The organism is Pseudoalteromonas sp. DY56-GL79, from assembly GCF_041414765.1.
Lineage (GTDB): Bacteria > Pseudomonadota > Gammaproteobacteria > Enterobacterales > Alteromonadaceae > Pseudoalteromonas > Pseudoalteromonas piscicida.
On the sequence record NZ_JANHZS010000009.1, the window covers coordinates 61,431 to 80,313 of the forward strand.

The following is an 18,883-nucleotide window of genomic DNA, read 5'->3' on the forward strand; positions in this document are numbered from 1 at the left end:
AGTTACACTAGGCGCTTTGTTTTGTTCTCAGTACTAACCTGATGCTCTAGTTCTAGAGCATCTCAAGTTAGAACGTGTAAGAAGCACTTAAAGACAAAGTACGTCCGTAGATGTCAAAGAATTCACCATCATCATATGTATCAGGAGTTCTTGGAGGCTTAACGTCAAACAAGTTCTTAACACGAGCCGTTACTGTGAAATCTTCAGTAATATCAACACCAGCACGCACTTCAACTCGAGTATACGAAGACACATCGTTATAATTATTTGTTTCAGGCGTCCAGTCATTACGATCATTTACAGTAGCAGAGCGGTAGTTAACTGTTGCACCTACGAAATAAGTATCAGCCTGATATTTAATGTTTAGTCGGCCTTTCACACGAGGTGTACCAACTTCACCTGTGTAAATACGATAGTCTTCTAAACGACCAGTTGTATTTTCATCAGATAAAATATTATAAGTCGCAGTAAGTCCAGTAACAATCTCACCACCTAGTGCATCAAAGCGATATTGAGATTCAAAATCAACACCTTTTCTGTTGATTACTGCAGCATTCAGTGTTCTTTGATAGAATTCTGTGATTTCGTGAGTATTTGGGTCACGAATAACGTTAGGGCAGAACGGATTATCAAGTGATTCTGATTCATAGCAAAGTTCAATTACTTCTTCGTCGAAAGTTGCTAACGCACCAGAGATCTCAAATTCCCAATAATCTAGTGTAATATCAAAGCCTTCAAGCTGGCTTGGTGAATAAGCAAAACCAACCGTTAAATCTTGAGACACTTCGTTCTCTAAATCTGGGTTACCATCAATATAACCTTTCAGTGAACCACCAGTTCTCCACTCTTGCGAAGGCTGGAAGTCGACTGGTACGCCATCAGCCGCACAGTTTTTCTTAATGTTATCGATATAACGAGATGTTGAGCTGCTAATAGATTCTGCAGTACATACGTCAGATCTTGTACCATAAGTTGTTGACTTATTTGTAAACAACTGACCTAAGTCTGGAGCACGTACAGATTTAGAGCGTGTAGCACGGAATGATAATTCATCATTCACAGTGTAGTTTACACCTAATTTCCAAGCGTTATCACTACCTGTTACAGAATAATCCATGTAACGATACGCAGTTTCGAGAGTCAGGTCTTGAATGTACTCCATATCTGTAATTAGTGGGATAGAGAATTCTACCGATGCTTCAGTTACAGAAATGTCTGCTTTAAAAGGCTGACTTGAATTGTTAAAGATCGTACCCGCTTGCATATTTTCGCTAGGAGTCGCTTCAGATTCGTTCTTTCTACGCTCTAGTGAGATTGCAGTTGAAAGTGGACCTGCAGGTAATTCGTATACAACACCATCGACAGTCACACCTGCAGAATACATTTCAGCGCTACGTACGTTAGACGCTTCAGTAAGAATGTAGCTTGCTTGTTCTGCTGTCAGATCCTGAATGTTCATTACATTCAATGGAGTACAACCTGCTAAAGCACCAACAACATTGCCATCTGCATCTCTGTCCGCGCAAACAACATTGCCGTCAAGAAGTACAGCGTCAACAGCATTTGCTAGGTTTTGAGTGTATACTTCACCTTTCCAAACTGATTCGTTTTCGTTTTTACCATATTGAACATAGGCATTGTAAGCCCAATCATCAGTAATTAAACCATCAACACCAATACTGAAGTTCAATGACTCACGGTCTTGCGTAAACTCACGGTTACCTAGCTTATCTGACATTTGGTAAAGTGTTACGCTGGAAACAGGGCTAACTTCACCATCTGCGTTCTCATAGTTATCAAGCAAGTCTTTCATATCTTGCTTCATATAAGCATTGTCACGACGAATAGTATGTCTGTGGAAAGATGGTGATGACTCTGTTGCTGACTCTGACTTACCGTAGAAAACACCAGCAGTTAGTCTATGCTCATCAGCAAAGCGGTACTCGAAGTTTGTACCAAAAGTGATGCGCTCCAACGGCGTATTAAAGAATTCACGATAACCATGACGAATACCATCACCAGGGTTTTCATCTGTCTCGACGTAGTTTAATACTGGGTTTGCTGGATCAAAGTCAGGTAAACGTCCTTCGCCATAGTCAAAGCTTCTAATGTTGCCATTTGAATCGAATGTGTAGTTACGGTTATCAATCGTATCAGCATTAAATGGGCCTAGTAAGAAGTTACCTTGACTTGCATATAGTGCATAACCTTCACGACGTTCGTGAGAAAGCATACGTGGAATGAAGTCTGTATCTGTCTTATTTGCTGGATTTCTAAATGTTTCTACAGGCGTTCTGAAGAAATCACGATCCATCTTAGCTAGCGATTTTGCGTCGTTGTATTCTAGTGTAGAGATAAAGCTGAAATCGCTTCCCTCGTAGCCACCAGTAATTGAGATACTATCACGCTCACCACCAGATTGTTGTGGACGACGCGTATCTAATTGAACTTTAACACCGTCGAAAGAATTCTTAGTAACGATGTTAACAACACCTGCAACAGCATCTGCACCATATACAGCAGATGCACCACCAGTTGTTACTTCAATTCTGTCGATCATTGACGCTGGAATGTTATTTAAATCAACGGCATTATTTGTCGGACCTGAGCCAACAAAACGACGGCCATCAACCAAAACTAGTGTACGGCTAGACCCTAGGTTACGAAGGTTATAAGTGTTCAAACCACTCGCATAAATAGTATTTGTTGTTGTTTCTGGAGAGTTACCAACTTCACCAGCAGGTAAGTCGCGTAAAAGGTCATTTACGTTTGTAATACCTTGAGCAACTAATTGCTCGCCTGTAATTACTGTCACAGGTGTTGGAGATGTTAAGCCTTGACGCTTGATTTTTGAACCTGTTACTTGAATGCGCTCTACACCTGCTTCTGAATTTTCTTCAGCTAGCGCAGATGAACTTGCTACTGCAGCGGTAGCAGCTGCACCGAAAGCGATTGCTAAACGAACAGCTTTGCTTACTTTATTATTCAACATGATTGATCCCTGATTTTATTTTTATGTATAAAAAAACCTATTTAAAAACAACACCTTAAACACACTTAGATATCATTTTCAGAGTTGGTTAAGTTATCGTATCGATGGTTATACTACTTTTAGTACCAACATAGGGTCAACAATCATTTCATAAAATAAACCCAAAAAGGCATAATTTTAACATTAAATCCCACTTTTCCCTTTTGTTTTCATGGTGTTATAAATATAAAAATAAGTTCACTTTTTTTATCACTTTTGTAATTCATCGCAAAAAAGCACACTTCACGCAACAATAAAAGCACAAACACTACATTTACACACGGTAATGAATAACATTCGATAAACATAGAAAATTCATATCTACAATAAAATAAACACGCATCAAAGAATTTGTTATAAATTGGGTGGGGTTACTACAAGAAGAGGCAAGCTCGAGTGGGAAATTAAAAAATCGACCTCAACAGAGGCCGATTTGGGTCAAAATTGCTAAATTTCGGTTAGAACTTCTGAGTTACACCTAAGAAGAACTGACGTCCGAATAGCTTGAAGTTACTTTCGTCAGTGTTCGCGTTGAACGCTGTTTCGATATAAGGAGGTAGTTCGTCTGTTAGGTTGCGAATACCTGCTTGCACCGTTGTGTTTGTATCAAATGAGTATTGTGCCGTTAAATCGTGGTACACGTACGAATCAACTTTAGCAACTAAACCTGCTAATGAATCATAGTTATCACGCTTAATGTAAGTTAGATCACCGTACTCAAGACCAGACTGGTAGTTTGCAGCCCACACAACACGTAGGTTGTCTAGGTCATAACGTAAATTGAATAAGATTTTGTCTTCAAAGTAAGATGTATCATCTTCAAACCTACCAACTAAATCTTCAACAATAAATGTACCCGTTTCACCATCAAAGTTTTCTTCGCCACGCTCTAGGAAGTGAGTCCATGATACGCTAGCTACAAATGCACCGAAGTCTGTGTCAAATGAATAGTTCACATCAAGGTCGATACCACGAGCAGTCATGCTTTGTAAGTTTGTTGTACGACTGTCTACACGGTCAACTGAGCCATCAAAGCCACGTGAGATTTTTGCACACATATCTTCGATAAGACCGGCATAACAACCCTGCAGAATATCATCAGTTGCTAGAGAACCAATTTTACCGTCAATGTTGATATCCCAATAATCAATAGTAATACCTAAGTTTTCAACAAAGTCAGGAGCCCAAACAAAACCGATAGTGAATGTTTCACCTTCTTCAGATTGAACACCTGTGTTGCCGCCTAAACGTGTACGAACTTGCGCATCAGCACTGTTGTGGCCGCCAGCTGGAGCACCCATTTCAAGACATTTAGCCTGACCCGCTGCAGATAAACCACCAATGTTTGCCGCAGAACACGGATCTGAAGCGCTTTCAAATGAATCAAGCTCTGGCGAATACAAATCGCTTAGTGTTGGTTCACGATATACTTCGGAATAGTTTGCACGGAACTTTAAGCCATCAAAAATGTTTGACTCAATTTTAGCCATCCAAGAGAAGTTTGAACCCGTTGTGCTAAAGTCGTCATAGCGTGCACCTAGCGTCAAATCTGCGGATTCAACACCTAAATCACGCACTAATGGGATTAAGAACTCTGCTGATGCAGCTGTGTAGTTCTTAGATAGACCTGTTAGTGGCTTGCTGGTATTACCAGTCACTGAATCAAAGAACTTACCGGAATCATTTACTTGTTCAAACTCAGTGGTGTAATACTCAAGGCCAAATGCACTTGAAACATACCCTGCTGGAACTTCAAATAGCTCACCAAACACGTCTACACGAACTTGGTGGAATGAATCATTGTAGTGATCGCCTAGTGGTGCAGTAATGTAATCAAGCATCTCTTGAGTCACAGTACCAGGGCCACCAAATACATTTAACGATACACAATCAGAAATAGGTGCGTCAGGCGTACCACATACCACATTGCCAGCGTCATCTTTGAATGATGGACCTAAAGCTTTTGCTAGGTGTGGGCCGTAAAGCTGACCAAAGTCAGTATCTTGAAGGCTATTTGCACCATAGTTGTAGTAAGCATCGAACTGCCAGTTGTCGTTAATTGCACCCTTTAGACCTGCAACTTGTTGGAAACGTACATAATCTTGTTCAAAGTAACGACCACCTTCAAGCATACGACGACGAGAGCGATAAACATCTTCACCGAATGGGTTGTAGTAGTTATCAGCTGATACACCGTTAGCCGTAGAACCATTTGAAAGTGTAACTACATAACCTGGATCATAGGCTGTGTCGAAAGGTACAGCCGCAAGTTCCTGTTTTGAAGTACGCTTATTGATGCGTGTTTCTGTATATACAACAAGGTCATCGTTTAATTCAAATGAAGTATCAACAAAGAAGTTAATCACTTCAAAAGGTGTTTGCATTAAGTTTACTGGGTTGTAGTTGTAAGTATCGTTTACTTCACCACCGCCGACAAATGGACGCATGTCACTTAGAGAAGGCTTACCGTCGCCACCACTTGGGCATTTATCGTTAGTAAAGTTACCTTTACCTTCAACGTAGAAATTACCACAAGGAGTAGAACCTGAACCTAAAATGAATACGTTCGCATTGTCACCATCTGGGATTAAACCGTTCTCGTAAAAACTCTTAGCACCTTCTTCTGAAAGCACCTGCCAAGGATACTGGAAGAAGTTAACGTCTTTCACATCACCCTGATAGATTGGATCCTGCTTGGTATAATCGAAACCTACTGTGATATGGCCTGCATCGAACTCTTTACCACCAACTAGTTGGAAGCTTTGCTCTTTACCACCACTAAACATGTCATACCAAGACGTTGTTGCTTTAACTTCAACACCAGTAAGTTCTTTTTTGGTGATGATGTTTACAACACCAGCCATTGCTGAAGAACCATATGCAACCGAAGCACCATCTTTTAGAATTTCGATACGGTCGATCATTGCAGCAGGAATATTCTGGAAGTCTGAGCTTACAGGCTTACGACCGTTGATAAGTACTAGCGTACGCTCTGAACCTAGACCACGTAGTTCTACGAATACACCACCACTACCGCCGTTGTTACGCGTTGTTGTTGCTGGCGATCCAGACATAACTGGGTTTGATTGAACAAATTCACCAACGTTGCTGATACCCATATCGCCTAGCGCTTCGCCGCCGATAACTGTGATTGGAGCAGTAGATTCAAGGTCAGTGCGTTTTAAGCGAGAACCTGTAACTTCAATGCGCTCAACGCTTTTCGCGCCTTCTTCTTCAGCAACTGCATTGGTTGCAAACACGGCAGCGCTAGCGCCACCAAACGCGATCGCTAAGCGAACCGCCTTAGTTAACTTATTGTTTAGCATGTGAATCACCCTGGATTGTTTTATTGTAAACAGCTTGTATTAATTATTATTTTGTTGCCTTGTTAATTTCTAAAATAGCAACATTAGGGGCAAGATATTAAACAAACTCCAGACCAATGATCAAGGTTAATTATACTGTTTTTTGCAATTACCAATTTAAGGCACAACAAAAACAAACCACAACAAGCTGAATTAAAAGAATAAAATACACTTTCAATTGAAATTAAAATCGAAAAATCCTCAAAAACGAAACAATAGAGCAATAAACGAGCAAAGGAGGGAGTTTTAGTTAACAAAAAGGGAACTTTATTTTAGTGTATTTAACTGACTAATTAATTTTAAGAGTGGAGGACGCAGAAAGTTTGATAGCACGATCTCAATTAAAGCAAATCGAAACTTTGCTGCCCATCAGAGCGAATTGATAGCTTAGAAGCATTGGGAAGCATCTGATATATAGGCAGAATTTGCTTTTCAACGTATTGATAATAATCAATATCTACGAGCTTGCCTTGCTGCGCAAACTTGGGTCCATCGGTACTTAAATAGTACGGTATTTGTGCCCCCTTTTTGGCGGTTTGCAACAATCCATCTTCAATAGCCTGTTTCGCCGCTTTTACTTGGGGAGGGATATTTTTTGTATATAGTTCAACAGACTTACCAAGCTTCTTTTTATAAACGAGTTTTTCGTCTACTTTTCCAGCGAAAATCTCATTTATGTATTGGTGGGTGATCTCAACGGTGTCGAGCCCATCAAACAGCGCGCGAATAATTGCTTGTTGATATTCCTTTGCAATTTCCGTCCAATCACTACGCACGGTCTCCATTCCTTTAAAAACCAGCTTTTGCTTACCAAGCTCGGTGATCTGCCCAACATATCGCTTTTTAGAGCCGACTTCTTGGCCACGAATGGTGGGCATAAAGAAAGGGCTATAATGTGTTTCAAACTCTATTTCTAAATGGCTGTGAAGGCCAAAGCTGTCCATCAGCAGTGCGCGCCAGCGCTCGTTGATTTCCATCATCAACTGCTTGCCGATTGTTTGGCACGCTTCGCTACTCAAAGGCTCAGGTAAACAGACGAAAGTTGAGTCGGTATCGCCGTAGATCACTTCATATCCAAGCTGTTCAATCCAGGTTCGCGTTTGCTGCATAATCTGATGACCGCGCATCGTTATCGAGCTCGCAAGACGAGGGTCGTAAAACCGACACCCCTTAGACCCAAGTACGCCGTACAAACTGTTCATGATGATTTTTATCGCCTGCGAGAGCATCATGTCTTTGTCTAATTTAGCTTGTTCACGTGCGCTGGAAAGCGCTGCGACTAAACCCGGTAAATGATGTTCCGTGCGACTAAATTTACCTTTATTAAAGCCATCTATGGCATGTTCAGGATGCTGTAATCCTTCTATTAACCCCATCGGATCAATACAAAAAGTGCGAATAATTGAGGGGTAGAGGCTTTTGAAATCGAGTACCAAAATATTTTGGTAGAGGCCCGGCTTTGAGTCCATGACATAACCGCCGGGACTGTCAAAGTTAATGCCATGCTCAGATAAATTTGGTGCAATGTAACCACTACGGTGCAGTAATGGTAAATACAAGTTAGTAAACGCAGCGACTGAGCCACCCATTTTCTCGAGTTCCAAACCCGTCAACTGAGTTCGAGCGAGGGCAAAGTCAAGCAAGTTAAGTTTACTAAAAATGTCGAGCACCAATTGACAATCTTGTAAGTTATACGCTGCGAGCGCCGGCTTATCATGATGAAACTGCCTGATGATTTCCTCAAGCCTGTCATCCTGTGCGATAAGCTTGGAAGTACCCAAAATCTTCTCAGCTACAAAGCTCAGTTTAAATGTTTCAAAATGATAGGTCGCATTTTTCATCATATCGATGCCATCTAGCATCACTCTCCCCGGAATAAATACCCGGGTATAGTTACCTTTGAAGGTCGACATCGCTCCGCCATCTCGTCCTATCGCAAGTGCAACGCCGTTAGCCTGTGCGCGTTCCACAAGTATTGCGGCATCGAACTCAATCACGTTCCACCCGATTAACACATCTGGGTCTAAACGATTCACTTGCTTGACTAGCTCTTCTAGTAACGCAATTTCATCTTCAACCCAAACGACATTGACGGCAGCATGCTGTGCCTCACCTATCATAATCACCAGCTTTTCCGTATCGGTCACTAAGCCCACCGAAAACAAGACCCCCTCGCCGTTACATTCTATATCGATAGAAAGCATTTCAAGGTGTGGCCTATAATCATCACAAGCTTTAAATTGCGCCTGAGTAATTTCGATGTAGCCTGACTTTTGCATGGCTTTACCTTTGACCCAAGCGGCTCCGCGAATAAAGCGCTCCATTAAATAGCGGTCGGAATGGCGAATATCTTCTTCATATAATGCGACTTTATTTTCAAGTAGCTGTTTTGCCTCATAGAAGTGATTCAAGGTGCGAAATTTCATAACACAAACAGGGGCTTGATCGAAGTGCTTTAGTTGACTTGGCAAGATGCTAAACTGCAACTGAGCGCGACTTAGCAGCAGCTCTACTTCCGTTTTTTTATCTTGTTTAATGAAAAAGAGGGGCTGCTCATCCTCTACCCACACCTTGAGTAACTGATGTTGCGATTTGAGCCAATAACACAAGCGCAGTTGGCCATTTACCTGCATCTGCTGTCTCGATAAAACAAAGCCCTGATATATCGCTTGTGCCAACTCCAATACCACCCTAAAATAGACGAATCACTGTAATTATATCCACCTGTTTATTGAACATAAAGTCACAAACAGAATAAAACCTACCCATTAACGCAGTGATTAACTAAAAATCGAGACTCAAGTGGTAGGCTTGCTTCATATCAGAACTCTAGGCTAAATAGATTATGCTCTCAGACAAACTAAAAAAAACCATCCGCCAAGCACATCAAAATGTCGCCTCCGCTTTAGATGGCTTTCGTCCTCGTCCGAGTCAAAATTATCTGGTCGCCGAAATTGCAAAAACACTTTCAGGTGATTATCACCGCACTCAACGTATTTGCGTGATTGAAGCAGGAACAGGCACCGGAAAATCTTTAGCCTATCTACTCGGCGCGCTTCCTGTTGCACTCTCAAGTAAAAAGAAACTCGTCATTTCAACTGCAACCGTCGCTTTACAAGAACAGCTGATCAACAAAGAGTTGCCATTTTTAAAAGAACATTCAGGCATAGACTTTAAATTTGACCTCGTAAAAGGCCGTCAACGCTACATCTGTGTACAAAAACTGATGGCTGCTGTCAGTGATGATGAGATGCAAATGTCGATGATGCCGACAACCAGCAGTCCGCTTTCTCAAATGGAGCAAAAGTGCTTAAGAGAGTTAGCACTTGCATACCAGGAAAAGCGCTGGCAAGGTGACAGAGATAGCTGGGAAGACACAATTCCAGATAAAGTTTGGAATGTTATCGCTTGTGATAAACACGCCTGCCAACGGCAATTAAAATCTCATCACTTATGCCCTTTTCATTTGGCTCGACAAAAGATTGCACAAATGGATGTGCTAGTGATTAATCACGCTTTGTTACTGGCCGACTTAGAACTAGGTGGCGGAACGATATTACCGGAACCAGAAGAAACATTTTACGTAATTGATGAAGCGCACCACCTGCCTCATATTACCAGAGATTTTTCTTCTGCTGCGGCGACGATTAAAGGCACTATCGAGTGGCTTGAAAAGCTACTTAAGTTTAGCGGAAAGATGGCAAACACTGTGGTTTCGCAAAAAGCCATTGGGCAGAATTTCAAACTGAATGATGCAGCCAATGACGCTGCGAAATATCTCAAAGCGGTAAGGGATATACTCGATCAGAGCGACTTTACCTATAACGATGACGATACCTACCGCTTTAGTCATGGCGAAGTACCTGAAGCCCTCACCGTAAAAGCAAAAGATATCGCAGATGCCACGCAAGATGCACTGCGTTGCCTTACCAAGATGCATGATGCACTGTCGGGCGATGTTTCAGACGGCGATGTGCAAGCTTTTTTAGCCGACCCGTTATTGGTTGAAAGCGGTCAATATATCAATCGGCTTGAGCAACTCAACAAACTCTGGTTTAGCTATGCGCGAAAAGGCGACAGCGTGCCACATGCGAGGTGGATAAAACGCTTAGAATACAAACACCATCACGACCATTTACTTTGCGATTGCCCGATCGAAGTCGGCTATTATTTGAAAGATAACCTCTGGCGAGAGTGTGCAGGCGCGGTGCTCTGCTCCGCAACCCTCAGCGCTTTAGGCACATTCGATCATTTCGCCCACGAAAGCGGGTTGGCAAAAGAGCCTGGTGTTAAATATATCAAGGCTGATTCTCCGTTTGATTATCCCAATCAAGCAACATTGCATTTGCCAAAAACCCAAACAGATCCAACGGATAAAGCCTTTAGCGATTATTTAGCGGATGCCCTGCCAACCTACTTAGACACCAGTAAGGCCAACCTTGTACTGTTTGCTTCTTATTGGCAAATGAACCATGTGGTAGAAAAATTAAGAGGTAAAAATCTCAATATTTTGGTGCAGGGTGAGCTTTCCCGTGACGCCCTACTCACTCGTCACAAAGCAAATATCGACTTAGGTCGCGGCAGTATCTTATTTGGTACACAAAGCTTATCCGAGGGGCTAGATTTACCCGGAAAATACTTAGAAAACCTCGTGGTGACTAAGATCCCTTTTGCCGTGCCAACGTCCCCTATTGAAGAAGCCCAAGCGGAATTCGTGCAAAGTAAAGGGGGGAATCCATTTTTATCTATCACTGTACCCGATGCTGCAAAGAAATTAGTGCAAAGCTGTGGTAGACTGCTGCGTAAAGAATCAGACTCCGGCCGTATCACCATCTTAGATAGACGTTTAGTTACAAAACGTTATGGCAAAGCCATGCTTGATACTCTGCCACCATACAAAAGGCAAATTGATTAATAATGTTTGAACTCGCTTTAGATCCCACAACTTGGGGGTTACTTTGCTTAGTCGCACTGGCTGCTGGATTTATTGATGCAATTGCAGGTGGTGGTGGGCTGCTTACCGTACCAGCTTTGCTTACTGCAGGCCTTCCTCCGCACTTAACCTTAGGTACCAACAAGCTTGCCGCGAGTTTTGGCTCTTTAACCGCGAGCTTTACCTACTACAAAAAGCAGTTATTCAAACCTAGCTTTTGGATTGGCTCTATTATTGCCACTGCGATAGGTGCTGTATTGGGCACATTGCTTGTCGACTTTCTCAGTATCGAGTTTTTAAATAAACTTATCCCCGTTATTATCATCGCTGTCGCAATTTATAGCTTAGTCGGTAGACTAAGCCCTACAGATTCCCATACTTTGCCTGAAGCGAATCGAGCACTCAAAATCAAGCAATGGGTGCAAGGTTTATCGTTGGGATTTTTTGATGGCATGGCAGGGCCTGGTACTGGCACGTTTTGGACTGCGTCTAACAGTATGCTCTATAAAATGAGCTTACTTTTAAACTGTGGTCTTGCTCGTTCAATGAACTTTGTTTCCAACTTTATTTCGCTTATCACCTTTGTAGCCTTGGGCCATGTTAACTTTATGCTTGGTGTCACCATGGGCGCCTTTTTAATGTTTGGTGCTTGGCTTGGCGCGCATTCTGCGATTAAGTTTGGTAACAAACTGATCAAACCACTCTTTAACACTGTGGTTATTGTACTTGCGGGCAAGCTCATTTTTGAGGCTTATTTCTCGTGAGTACAGGACTTATCAAGCTTGAGCAACAAGTCAGCCGCTTAAAGCAACAAGCAGCGCAATTTGACTCTGCGAAATGGTTTGATAAGAATCGTTATATGCAGGCACAGCCCAGCTTATTTGATGCCCGTGTATTTCGAACTAAAAGCTTAAAGCTCAGCGACTATGTTGAAGAAATAGCAGAAGCAATGTCTCACCTGCCGCCAAGTGAACAACGTCACGCCTTTACATTTGCCATCGAGCGGATAGGCTCGCAAATGGAAGCCGTGTTGAAGGTGTTAAAATCAACCCCGGTCTGGGCGAAAGAAAACAAACTAAATACACCAAAAAAAGCCAAAGTGTATAAGAAAGCAGTGCAGAAGATTATGCAGTCGTCCCATGAGTTATATCAGGAACTGTCGCAAAATCATGAATTTGAGCGTCGACTGCAAGAAATGATTGATCTCAGAAGACTACAGATGGACAAAGCAGATCCCACTCAGGCTGCCAAACTCAATGCCGAAATATTAGCCCTTCATGCCCGCCTTGGCCGCTGCAGAAAGGCCATTTCCGCCACCGAGCAAAAAATTCAAGAAGTTGAGAAAAGTCAGAGCCGTTAATGCTTTACTACCACCCTATTTATAGCGAGCTAAATCTACCTGAAAAGCATCGCTTCCCTATCAGCAAGTATAAAAAATTATACCAACGAATAAACGCCAGTAAATTTGCTAAATTTATCAAAGAGCCCGAGCAAAAAATCACAGCTGATGCACTGCAACTTTGCCACGACAGTAATTACGTTGATGCCTTTCTAAACGGCACGTTGAGCGAAAAAGCAATTAAGAAAATGGGCTTTCCTTGGAGTGAGCAACTCGTGCAGCGCACTTTGATTTCTCTAGGTGGCGGTTTAACAGCAGCACAGTCTGCGCTCGAATATGGATTTGGAGCAAACTTAAGCGGCGGCTATCATCACGCACATCGCGATTTTGGCAGCGGCTTTTGCATATTTAATGATTGGGCGGTGGTCGCAGCAACGCTCATTGCCCATCAACGGGTTGAGCGAGTGCTTATTTTTGATTGTGACGTGCATCAAGGCGATGGCACGGCAACGATCGTTGCAGATAGAGACGATATCATTACCTGCTCCATCCACTGTGAAAGTAACTTTCCTCGCGTTAAACCGCAATCCGATTTGGACTTTGCCTTACCTGTGAATACACAGGACGCACAATATGTGGCAACCGTCCGCGAAGCCTTACAACTGGCGGTTCGATTATACCAGCCAGACATCATACTCTATAACGCCGGCGCAGATGTGTATCAAGGTGATGAACTAGGACACTTTAGTGTTTCAAAGCAAGGCGTTAGGGCTCGAGATTCGATTGTTTTTGAGTATGCTCATCACCTCAATATTCCGTTAGCTTTTGCTCTTGGTGGGGGCTATCAGCGCGACGTTGATCGTCTTGTAGATATACATCAACAAACCTTTTTGGCTTTGTTCGATAACCCCGCTATTATGATATAAACTTAAAAGGAATGTGCAGGAGGCTGTATGAAGTTACATGATGATATTCATAATTATTATGAAAAGCTGGTAGTCGAACATATCGTCCGTCGTAAGTTAGATAAAATCTATGATGAAGACGTAATGGCCGATTTTTGTTGTACTGTTTTGAACCAACTTCCATCGCGTTATATTCGCTACGATGTCGACATGGAGTTTTACCTGCCTCAGCCCGAGCGTGTAAAAATGGAACAAGCGGTAGAAAGTGCGATTGATTTTGCCATTTCACAAATCGCTAAAAAGGAACAATTTCAAGTATGAGCACCCCTCTAGAACAAGCGCCAACTCATGTAAAACTTGCCGTCGACCTTATTATGTTGTTAGAAGAGCATGATCTTCCAGCAGAAGAAGTCATGGCTGCACTTGAAATTGTCAGATCTGACTTTCAAAAAAAGTTAAATAACCAACAAAAAACTTAACATTAAATATACATTCAAGTCATACTTCTTTTTTAACCTTAGATTCTAATCGATAGCGGTTGTGCAAAACGGCACAACTGCATTTATTAAGGAAAGCAGTATGACAACAACACAACTCCCTTTATTGTCCCTCGCAATTGTTGCAGCGTGTACACAATACGCTTACGCCAATGACTTTGCGGCATTAGACGAAGCCCTACCAGCCCCCTACATTATCAATGGTACCGAACCTGTGTTCGATTTTGACGGTGATGGTTGCCTGCCTAGTGCAGGGATCAGTAGAACTGGTGTGCAAAATTCAGGGCTAAAAACATCGGGTCGCATCACTGGTGATTGCCGAGATAATCAATTTTTAAATACTTCTAATACTGTGCATCGCTACGCCTGTAAAACAACGACTAGCGGCGAGTATTGTGGACACTTCTATGCACTTTACTTCAAAAAAGACCAAGTGTTTGATTACTTTGGTGGTGGTCACCGCCATGACTGGGAGTATGCAGCGGTATGGACTCGAGATGGGATAGTTACACACGGTAGTTATAGCGCACATGGCGACTTATTCACTAAACCTGCTAATGAGCTACCATTCGAGAATGGCCATTTAAAAATTGTCTATCATAAAGACGGTATTTTGACCCATGCACTGCGCTTCGCCAAATCAAACGAAATCGCTGAAAACAACTATTACCGCTTTGTCACACCCGCTATCATCAGTTGGTACAAAATGGCTGGAGATGGAATTTCGAACACGGAATTACGAGAAAAGCTCAATCAATATGACTATGGCTCCGCCACCTTGCCCGTTAAAGACAGTCGCTTCCTCAATAACCTTAATCGCTTTAAACCCAGTGACTACCCAGTGTACTCACAAAGTGATGTAGATAACGCTCAGTAATTGCGAAGACATACTCACCTCACCCATCGGTGAGGTGAGTCGATATGCTTATACCAATAGGTATTAACCTGCGTCTTGCTTTTGCCTAAGCTGTCTTGCTCGCTCTAGCTTATATTGTGCAAAGAAAATACTATCCATTTCACTTGTTTGCGGATCGATAAAATAAGCAACATCGCTTCGGTGTGGTTCAGGTGAAAAGTGTTTGCCGTCTTCCCAGTAGAGCACCGCGTGCTTTACTAATTCCCCCAGATAGGTGTGATCCCACGCATAGTGACAAAAGCCATGGTGCTCCCCCAAGTTAGGAGAGTATTTTTTTTCAATATGCGCCATTTGCCCAGTATTTTTGTAATCCGCAAATTGTTTAGCATCTTGCTCAGCAGATTGGGGATCGGTGAAATAGGCAATATCACGCCGAGGGGGTAAGGCTTGTGGCAATCCAAATTTGTCCGTTACGCCACTGCACTTTACGACGATCCACTGCACAAAATGTGCTCCGATAATATGGTCCCATTTTAACGCAACGTACATATAACCTCCTTATGAACATCATTTATCAATTATTGCAAAGAGCTGATCATACTCGGCTAAGTTTAGCCACTTCTATTGATCTTACTAGTACAAGTTCAGTTGCCTTTAATTCAGATCAAAAAGTTTTTCAAACTATAAAAAAGCGTTACAAGGTATTACAGAAATGCGCTTTGTCGCTTATTTTTGCCGATTTAGCGCTAACTTTAGCAAACGTGAATTTCACCTTACTGGCACTTTTTTTACATCCCACTACAATGCAGAAAAAGCAAGATTGGAATATACCAAATGAACGTGACACGCGGTTCGCTAAAAAATCCAGCGAGTGTAATTGTCATCTTGGTGTTGATTGTTTTATTTGGGCTGTTAAGTATATTTAAACTGCCTATTCAGTTGACGCCAGATATTGAGCAACCACAGATCACGATTTTCTCGGGATGGCGCCAAGCCGCTCCAGAAGAAATAGAATCAGTGATCATCGAACCGCTAGAAAATGCGGTAAAAAACACACCCGGCGCACTTGAAGTTAATACCAACATCAATCGTGGTAATGGCTCTATTACGCTAACATTTGCGGTGGGTGCGAATATGCAACAAGCGATGTTAGATGTGCTAACAAGCTTAAATCAGGCCCCACCATTGCCACTTGATGCGCTAGATCCAGTCGTATTCGCCGGCGGTAATAACGGTGAAGCTGCAGCCACTTTGCTGGTCACACCTAAAGACTATCAATCAAATAGTCTCGACTTTGATATGGCGCAGTTTCAAAAGCAAATCGACGAGTTTATTGAACCAAGACTTGCACGTATTCCCGGCGTGGCACGTGTCGATCTCGCGAGTGAGCGGCCAAAAGAGCTGCGTATTACTTTCGACCCGCACAAAGCCGCCGCGCTTGGTATTAGTTTAGATCAAATCAGTAATGTACTTGCGAGCTCTCGCGATACCTCTGGAGGTCTTGCCAACGTTGGACGTCGTCAATATACCGTGCGATTCACCGGCCAATACGACCTTTCCAGTATGGCCCAAATGCGTGTCGGCTATTCAGGAGACAGGCCAATCTACTTAGGTGATATCGCAAGTGTGGAACGCACCTTCTCAGACCGTTTGGGCATGAGTGGCCGCAATGGTAAACCAGCCTACTATATTCGGATCTCACGGGCCAACGAGGCAAATACCGTTGCCTTGCTTGATGAGATCAACCTTGCAATTGCTGAACTAAACCAAGGGCCGCTGGCTGAGAATGGCTTGTCGATTGAGCTCAGCTTTGATGCCTCCGTCCACATTCGTAATGCACTTTCTTTAGTAAAAAGTAATTTAGGCCTTGGGGTACTCTTATCTTGTTTAATTCTGTGGCTATTTTTTAGAGGCTTAAAAGCAACTTTGGTGATTGCAGCTACAATCCCCATTTCATTGATGGTCGCCTTCCTCGCACTGAATATCTTTGACCGTAGTCTGAATGTGATCTCGTTGGCGGGGTTGGCATTTGCAGTGGGCCTTGTACTAGACGCCGCTATCATAGTTCAAGAGAATATCTCACGCTTAAGAGCAGAAGGATTCGATAACAAAAAAGCCGCCTTAAAAGGCGCAGCACAAGTGACCGGAGCATTATTTGCTTCGACAACCACCAGCGTCGCCATCTTTTTACCTATTCTCTTTATGGCGGGTATTGAGGGACAACTATTCTCCGATTTAGCACTGACACTCTCTATTGCCGTTATTGCGTCAATGTTGTGTGCAATTACCCTTATTCCACTGGCAAACCATTTGTGGCCAGACTCTGAACTAAAACCAGATCCTTACCATCAATACTGGCAAAAACTCACCAATTTCATCATGAAGTTGACCAATAATAGAGTAAAGCAACTTACTTGGATTGGCGTATTACTGGGTGGCTCGGTAGTTGCAACCTTGACCATGCTGCCAAAAACTGACTTTATGCCAAGAGCCCCCACCGACGGCTTTTTCTTTAACCTAGTGACACCACCTGGTGGCAATGTGCAGTTTATGGAAGAAGAACTACTGCTGCGCGTGAAAAAGCGCTTAATGCCCTATTACCAAGGCGAAAAAGAGCCAGGTATTAAAGACTTTAATTTCTATGCGTTTGGTTCTAATGCTGGCGGTTTTATCTATTCAGCCGACCCTCAACGTGTTGAAGAACTGATGAAAGTTGCCAGAGAAGAAATCTTCGTCGACCTTCCCGATACTCAAGTGTTTTTCTTTCGCGGCTCCATGATCCAAGTCGCCAATGGCGGCGATGGTCGCGATATTAATATTGATCTTACCGGTCCCAATATGGACGACTTAATCTCAGGTGCTCAAGTGGCTTTGCAGGCAGTACAAACCGCGCTACCAGAGGCAACTGCCAGACCTCAGCCACGACTGGATATGGCAGAGCCAGAGCTTAGATTAACGCCTAACGATCGCAGGATCACCCAAGCGGGATTAACGCGTCGAGATGTATCTCAAGCGGTACAAGCTTATACCGGTGGATTATTCGTCAATGAGTATTTTGATGGTAACGAGCGTATGAACGTTATTCTTCGTGGTATCCCTTGGCAAAGCCCTGAGGAACTAAAAGCCTTGCCTATCGTAACACCTCAGTCAGGAATTCAAACTCTCGGCGAGTTGGCAAATATAGAACGTACAGTTGGCCCGACGCAACTGCGGCGTGTGAACGGTCGCCGTACGGTCAGCATTGTTGTCACGCCTCCGGCTGATATGAGCCTGCAGCAAGTGCAAACCATCTTGAGTGAACAGGTAATGCCAAAAGTGCGCGCAAGCCTACCAGCCAGTGCGGGTGCTATTTTAGCGGGGAATGCGCAAAAGATGAATTCCGCAATGGAAGAAATGGCGTTGAATTTTGTCCTCGCGTTGTTCATTTTGTTTTTGTTGATGACCGCGCTGTTTAAGTCTGCCAAAGACAGCGCCTTGGTATTATTAGTGATGCCACTGGCTATCGCAGGTGGCGTGCTGGCTCTGTATATCTTAAACCTCTTTACCTTCCAGTCCTTGGATTTACTGACTATGATAGGCTTTATCATCTTGCTTGGGCTGGTCGTTAATAATGCCATTTTGCTGGTGGATCAGACTCGCGTTGCGATGGCATCAGGCATGAGTCGTGAAGCATCGGTCAGACAAGCGGTGTTGCTAAGAGCAAGGCCCGTTTACTTGAGCACCTTAACCAGTCTGTTTGGCATGCTGCCACTAATGCTCATGCCAGGCGTAGGCTCAGAAATCTACCGTGGCCTTGCGACCGTCATCGTCGGTGGCATGGCTATCAGTGCACTATTTACTTTAGTGTTGATGCCGAGTTTATTGCAACTTGGGCGGCAAACTCCGCCATCCGAAACAAACAAATCAACGGCCAAAGCCCCGCTCAGCCTAGTTGCCAATCAGTGAGTAGTGAGAACA

At 43.1% G+C, this 18,883-nt stretch carries 12 protein-coding genes; 8 read left to right on the forward strand and 4 right to left on the reverse strand.

Translation table 11 applies throughout. The annotated features are described in order from the left end of the window. Positions 1-67: 67 nt before the first annotated feature. The 3 genes from NO992_RS08115 to NO992_RS08125 all read right to left on the reverse strand — a co-directional run bounded on the left by NO992_RS08115 (position 68) and on the right by NO992_RS08125 (position 9,074). Positions 68-2,992, reverse strand: a complete 2,925-nt coding sequence (locus NO992_RS08115) for a TonB-dependent receptor domain-containing protein (RefSeq protein WP_371375953.1) — start codon at positions 2,990-2,992, stop codon at positions 68-70. A 497-nt stretch (positions 2,993-3,489) separates the two neighbouring features. Then, entirely contained in the window at positions 3,490-6,357 is a 2,868-nt protein-coding gene (locus NO992_RS08120) for a TonB-dependent siderophore receptor (RefSeq protein ID WP_045989197.1), read from the reverse strand. A gap of 380 nt (positions 6,358-6,737) precedes the next feature. Beyond that, positions 6,738-9,074: a DNA polymerase II gene (locus NO992_RS08125; protein ID WP_371375956.1), complete on the reverse strand. Its 2,337-nt coding sequence runs from the start codon at positions 9,072-9,074 to the stop codon at positions 6,738-6,740. A gap of 167 nt (positions 9,075-9,241) precedes the next feature. On the opposite strand from NO992_RS08125, the gene dinG reads away from it, so the two are divergent. From dinG to NO992_RS08160, 7 genes are all read left to right on the forward strand, one after another. Next, on the forward strand, positions 9,242-11,311 hold the full coding sequence (gene dinG / locus NO992_RS08130; protein WP_017216240.1) for an ATP-dependent DNA helicase DinG: 2,070 nt from the start codon (positions 9,242-9,244) through the stop codon (positions 11,309-11,311). A gap of 2 nt (positions 11,312-11,313) precedes the next feature. Continuing rightward, positions 11,314-12,093 (forward strand): TSUP family transporter, encoded by a 780-nt coding sequence (locus tag NO992_RS08135; RefSeq protein ID WP_010375797.1) that lies wholly within the window; start codon positions 11,314-11,316, stop codon positions 12,091-12,093. Beyond that, on the forward strand, positions 12,090-12,689 hold the full coding sequence (locus NO992_RS08140) for a primosomal replication protein (protein WP_039496840.1): 600 nt from the start codon (positions 12,090-12,092) through the stop codon (positions 12,687-12,689). The genes NO992_RS08135 and NO992_RS08140 overlap by 4 nt, the downstream gene beginning before the upstream one ends. Then, positions 12,689-13,594, forward strand: a complete 906-nt coding sequence (locus NO992_RS08145) for a histone deacetylase (RefSeq protein WP_010375801.1) — start codon at positions 12,689-12,691, stop codon at positions 13,592-13,594. The genes NO992_RS08140 and NO992_RS08145 overlap by 1 nt, the downstream gene beginning before the upstream one ends. A gap of 27 nt (positions 13,595-13,621) precedes the next feature. After that, on the forward strand, positions 13,622-13,894 hold the full coding sequence (locus tag NO992_RS08150) for a late competence development ComFB family protein (protein ID WP_010375804.1): 273 nt from the start codon (positions 13,622-13,624) through the stop codon (positions 13,892-13,894). Next, positions 13,891-14,052, forward strand: coding sequence for a DUF2496 domain-containing protein (locus NO992_RS08155; RefSeq protein ID WP_010375809.1), 162 nt, complete (start codon positions 13,891-13,893; stop codon positions 14,050-14,052). Before NO992_RS08150 ends, NO992_RS08155 begins: the two co-directional genes overlap by 4 nt. A gap of 100 nt (positions 14,053-14,152) precedes the next feature. Continuing rightward, positions 14,153-14,947 carry an NPP1 family protein gene (locus tag NO992_RS08160; protein ID WP_010375811.1) on the forward strand — a complete coding sequence of 265 codons (795 nt, stop codon included), beginning with the start codon at positions 14,153-14,155 and terminating at the stop codon, positions 14,945-14,947. 63 nt (positions 14,948-15,010) lie between these two features. On the opposite strand, the gene NO992_RS08165 is transcribed toward NO992_RS08160, so the two are convergent. Beyond that, a complete protein-coding gene (locus tag NO992_RS08165; protein WP_010375813.1) occupies positions 15,011-15,475 on the reverse strand; it encodes a hypothetical protein in 465 nt (154 codons plus the stop codon). Between the two features lie 285 nt (positions 15,476-15,760). Between NO992_RS08165 and NO992_RS08170 the strand changes: the two genes are divergently transcribed. Further along, positions 15,761-18,871, forward strand: a complete 3,111-nt coding sequence (locus tag NO992_RS08170) for an efflux RND transporter permease subunit (protein WP_371375963.1) — start codon at positions 15,761-15,763, stop codon at positions 18,869-18,871. Positions 18,872-18,883 lie beyond the last annotated feature (12 nt).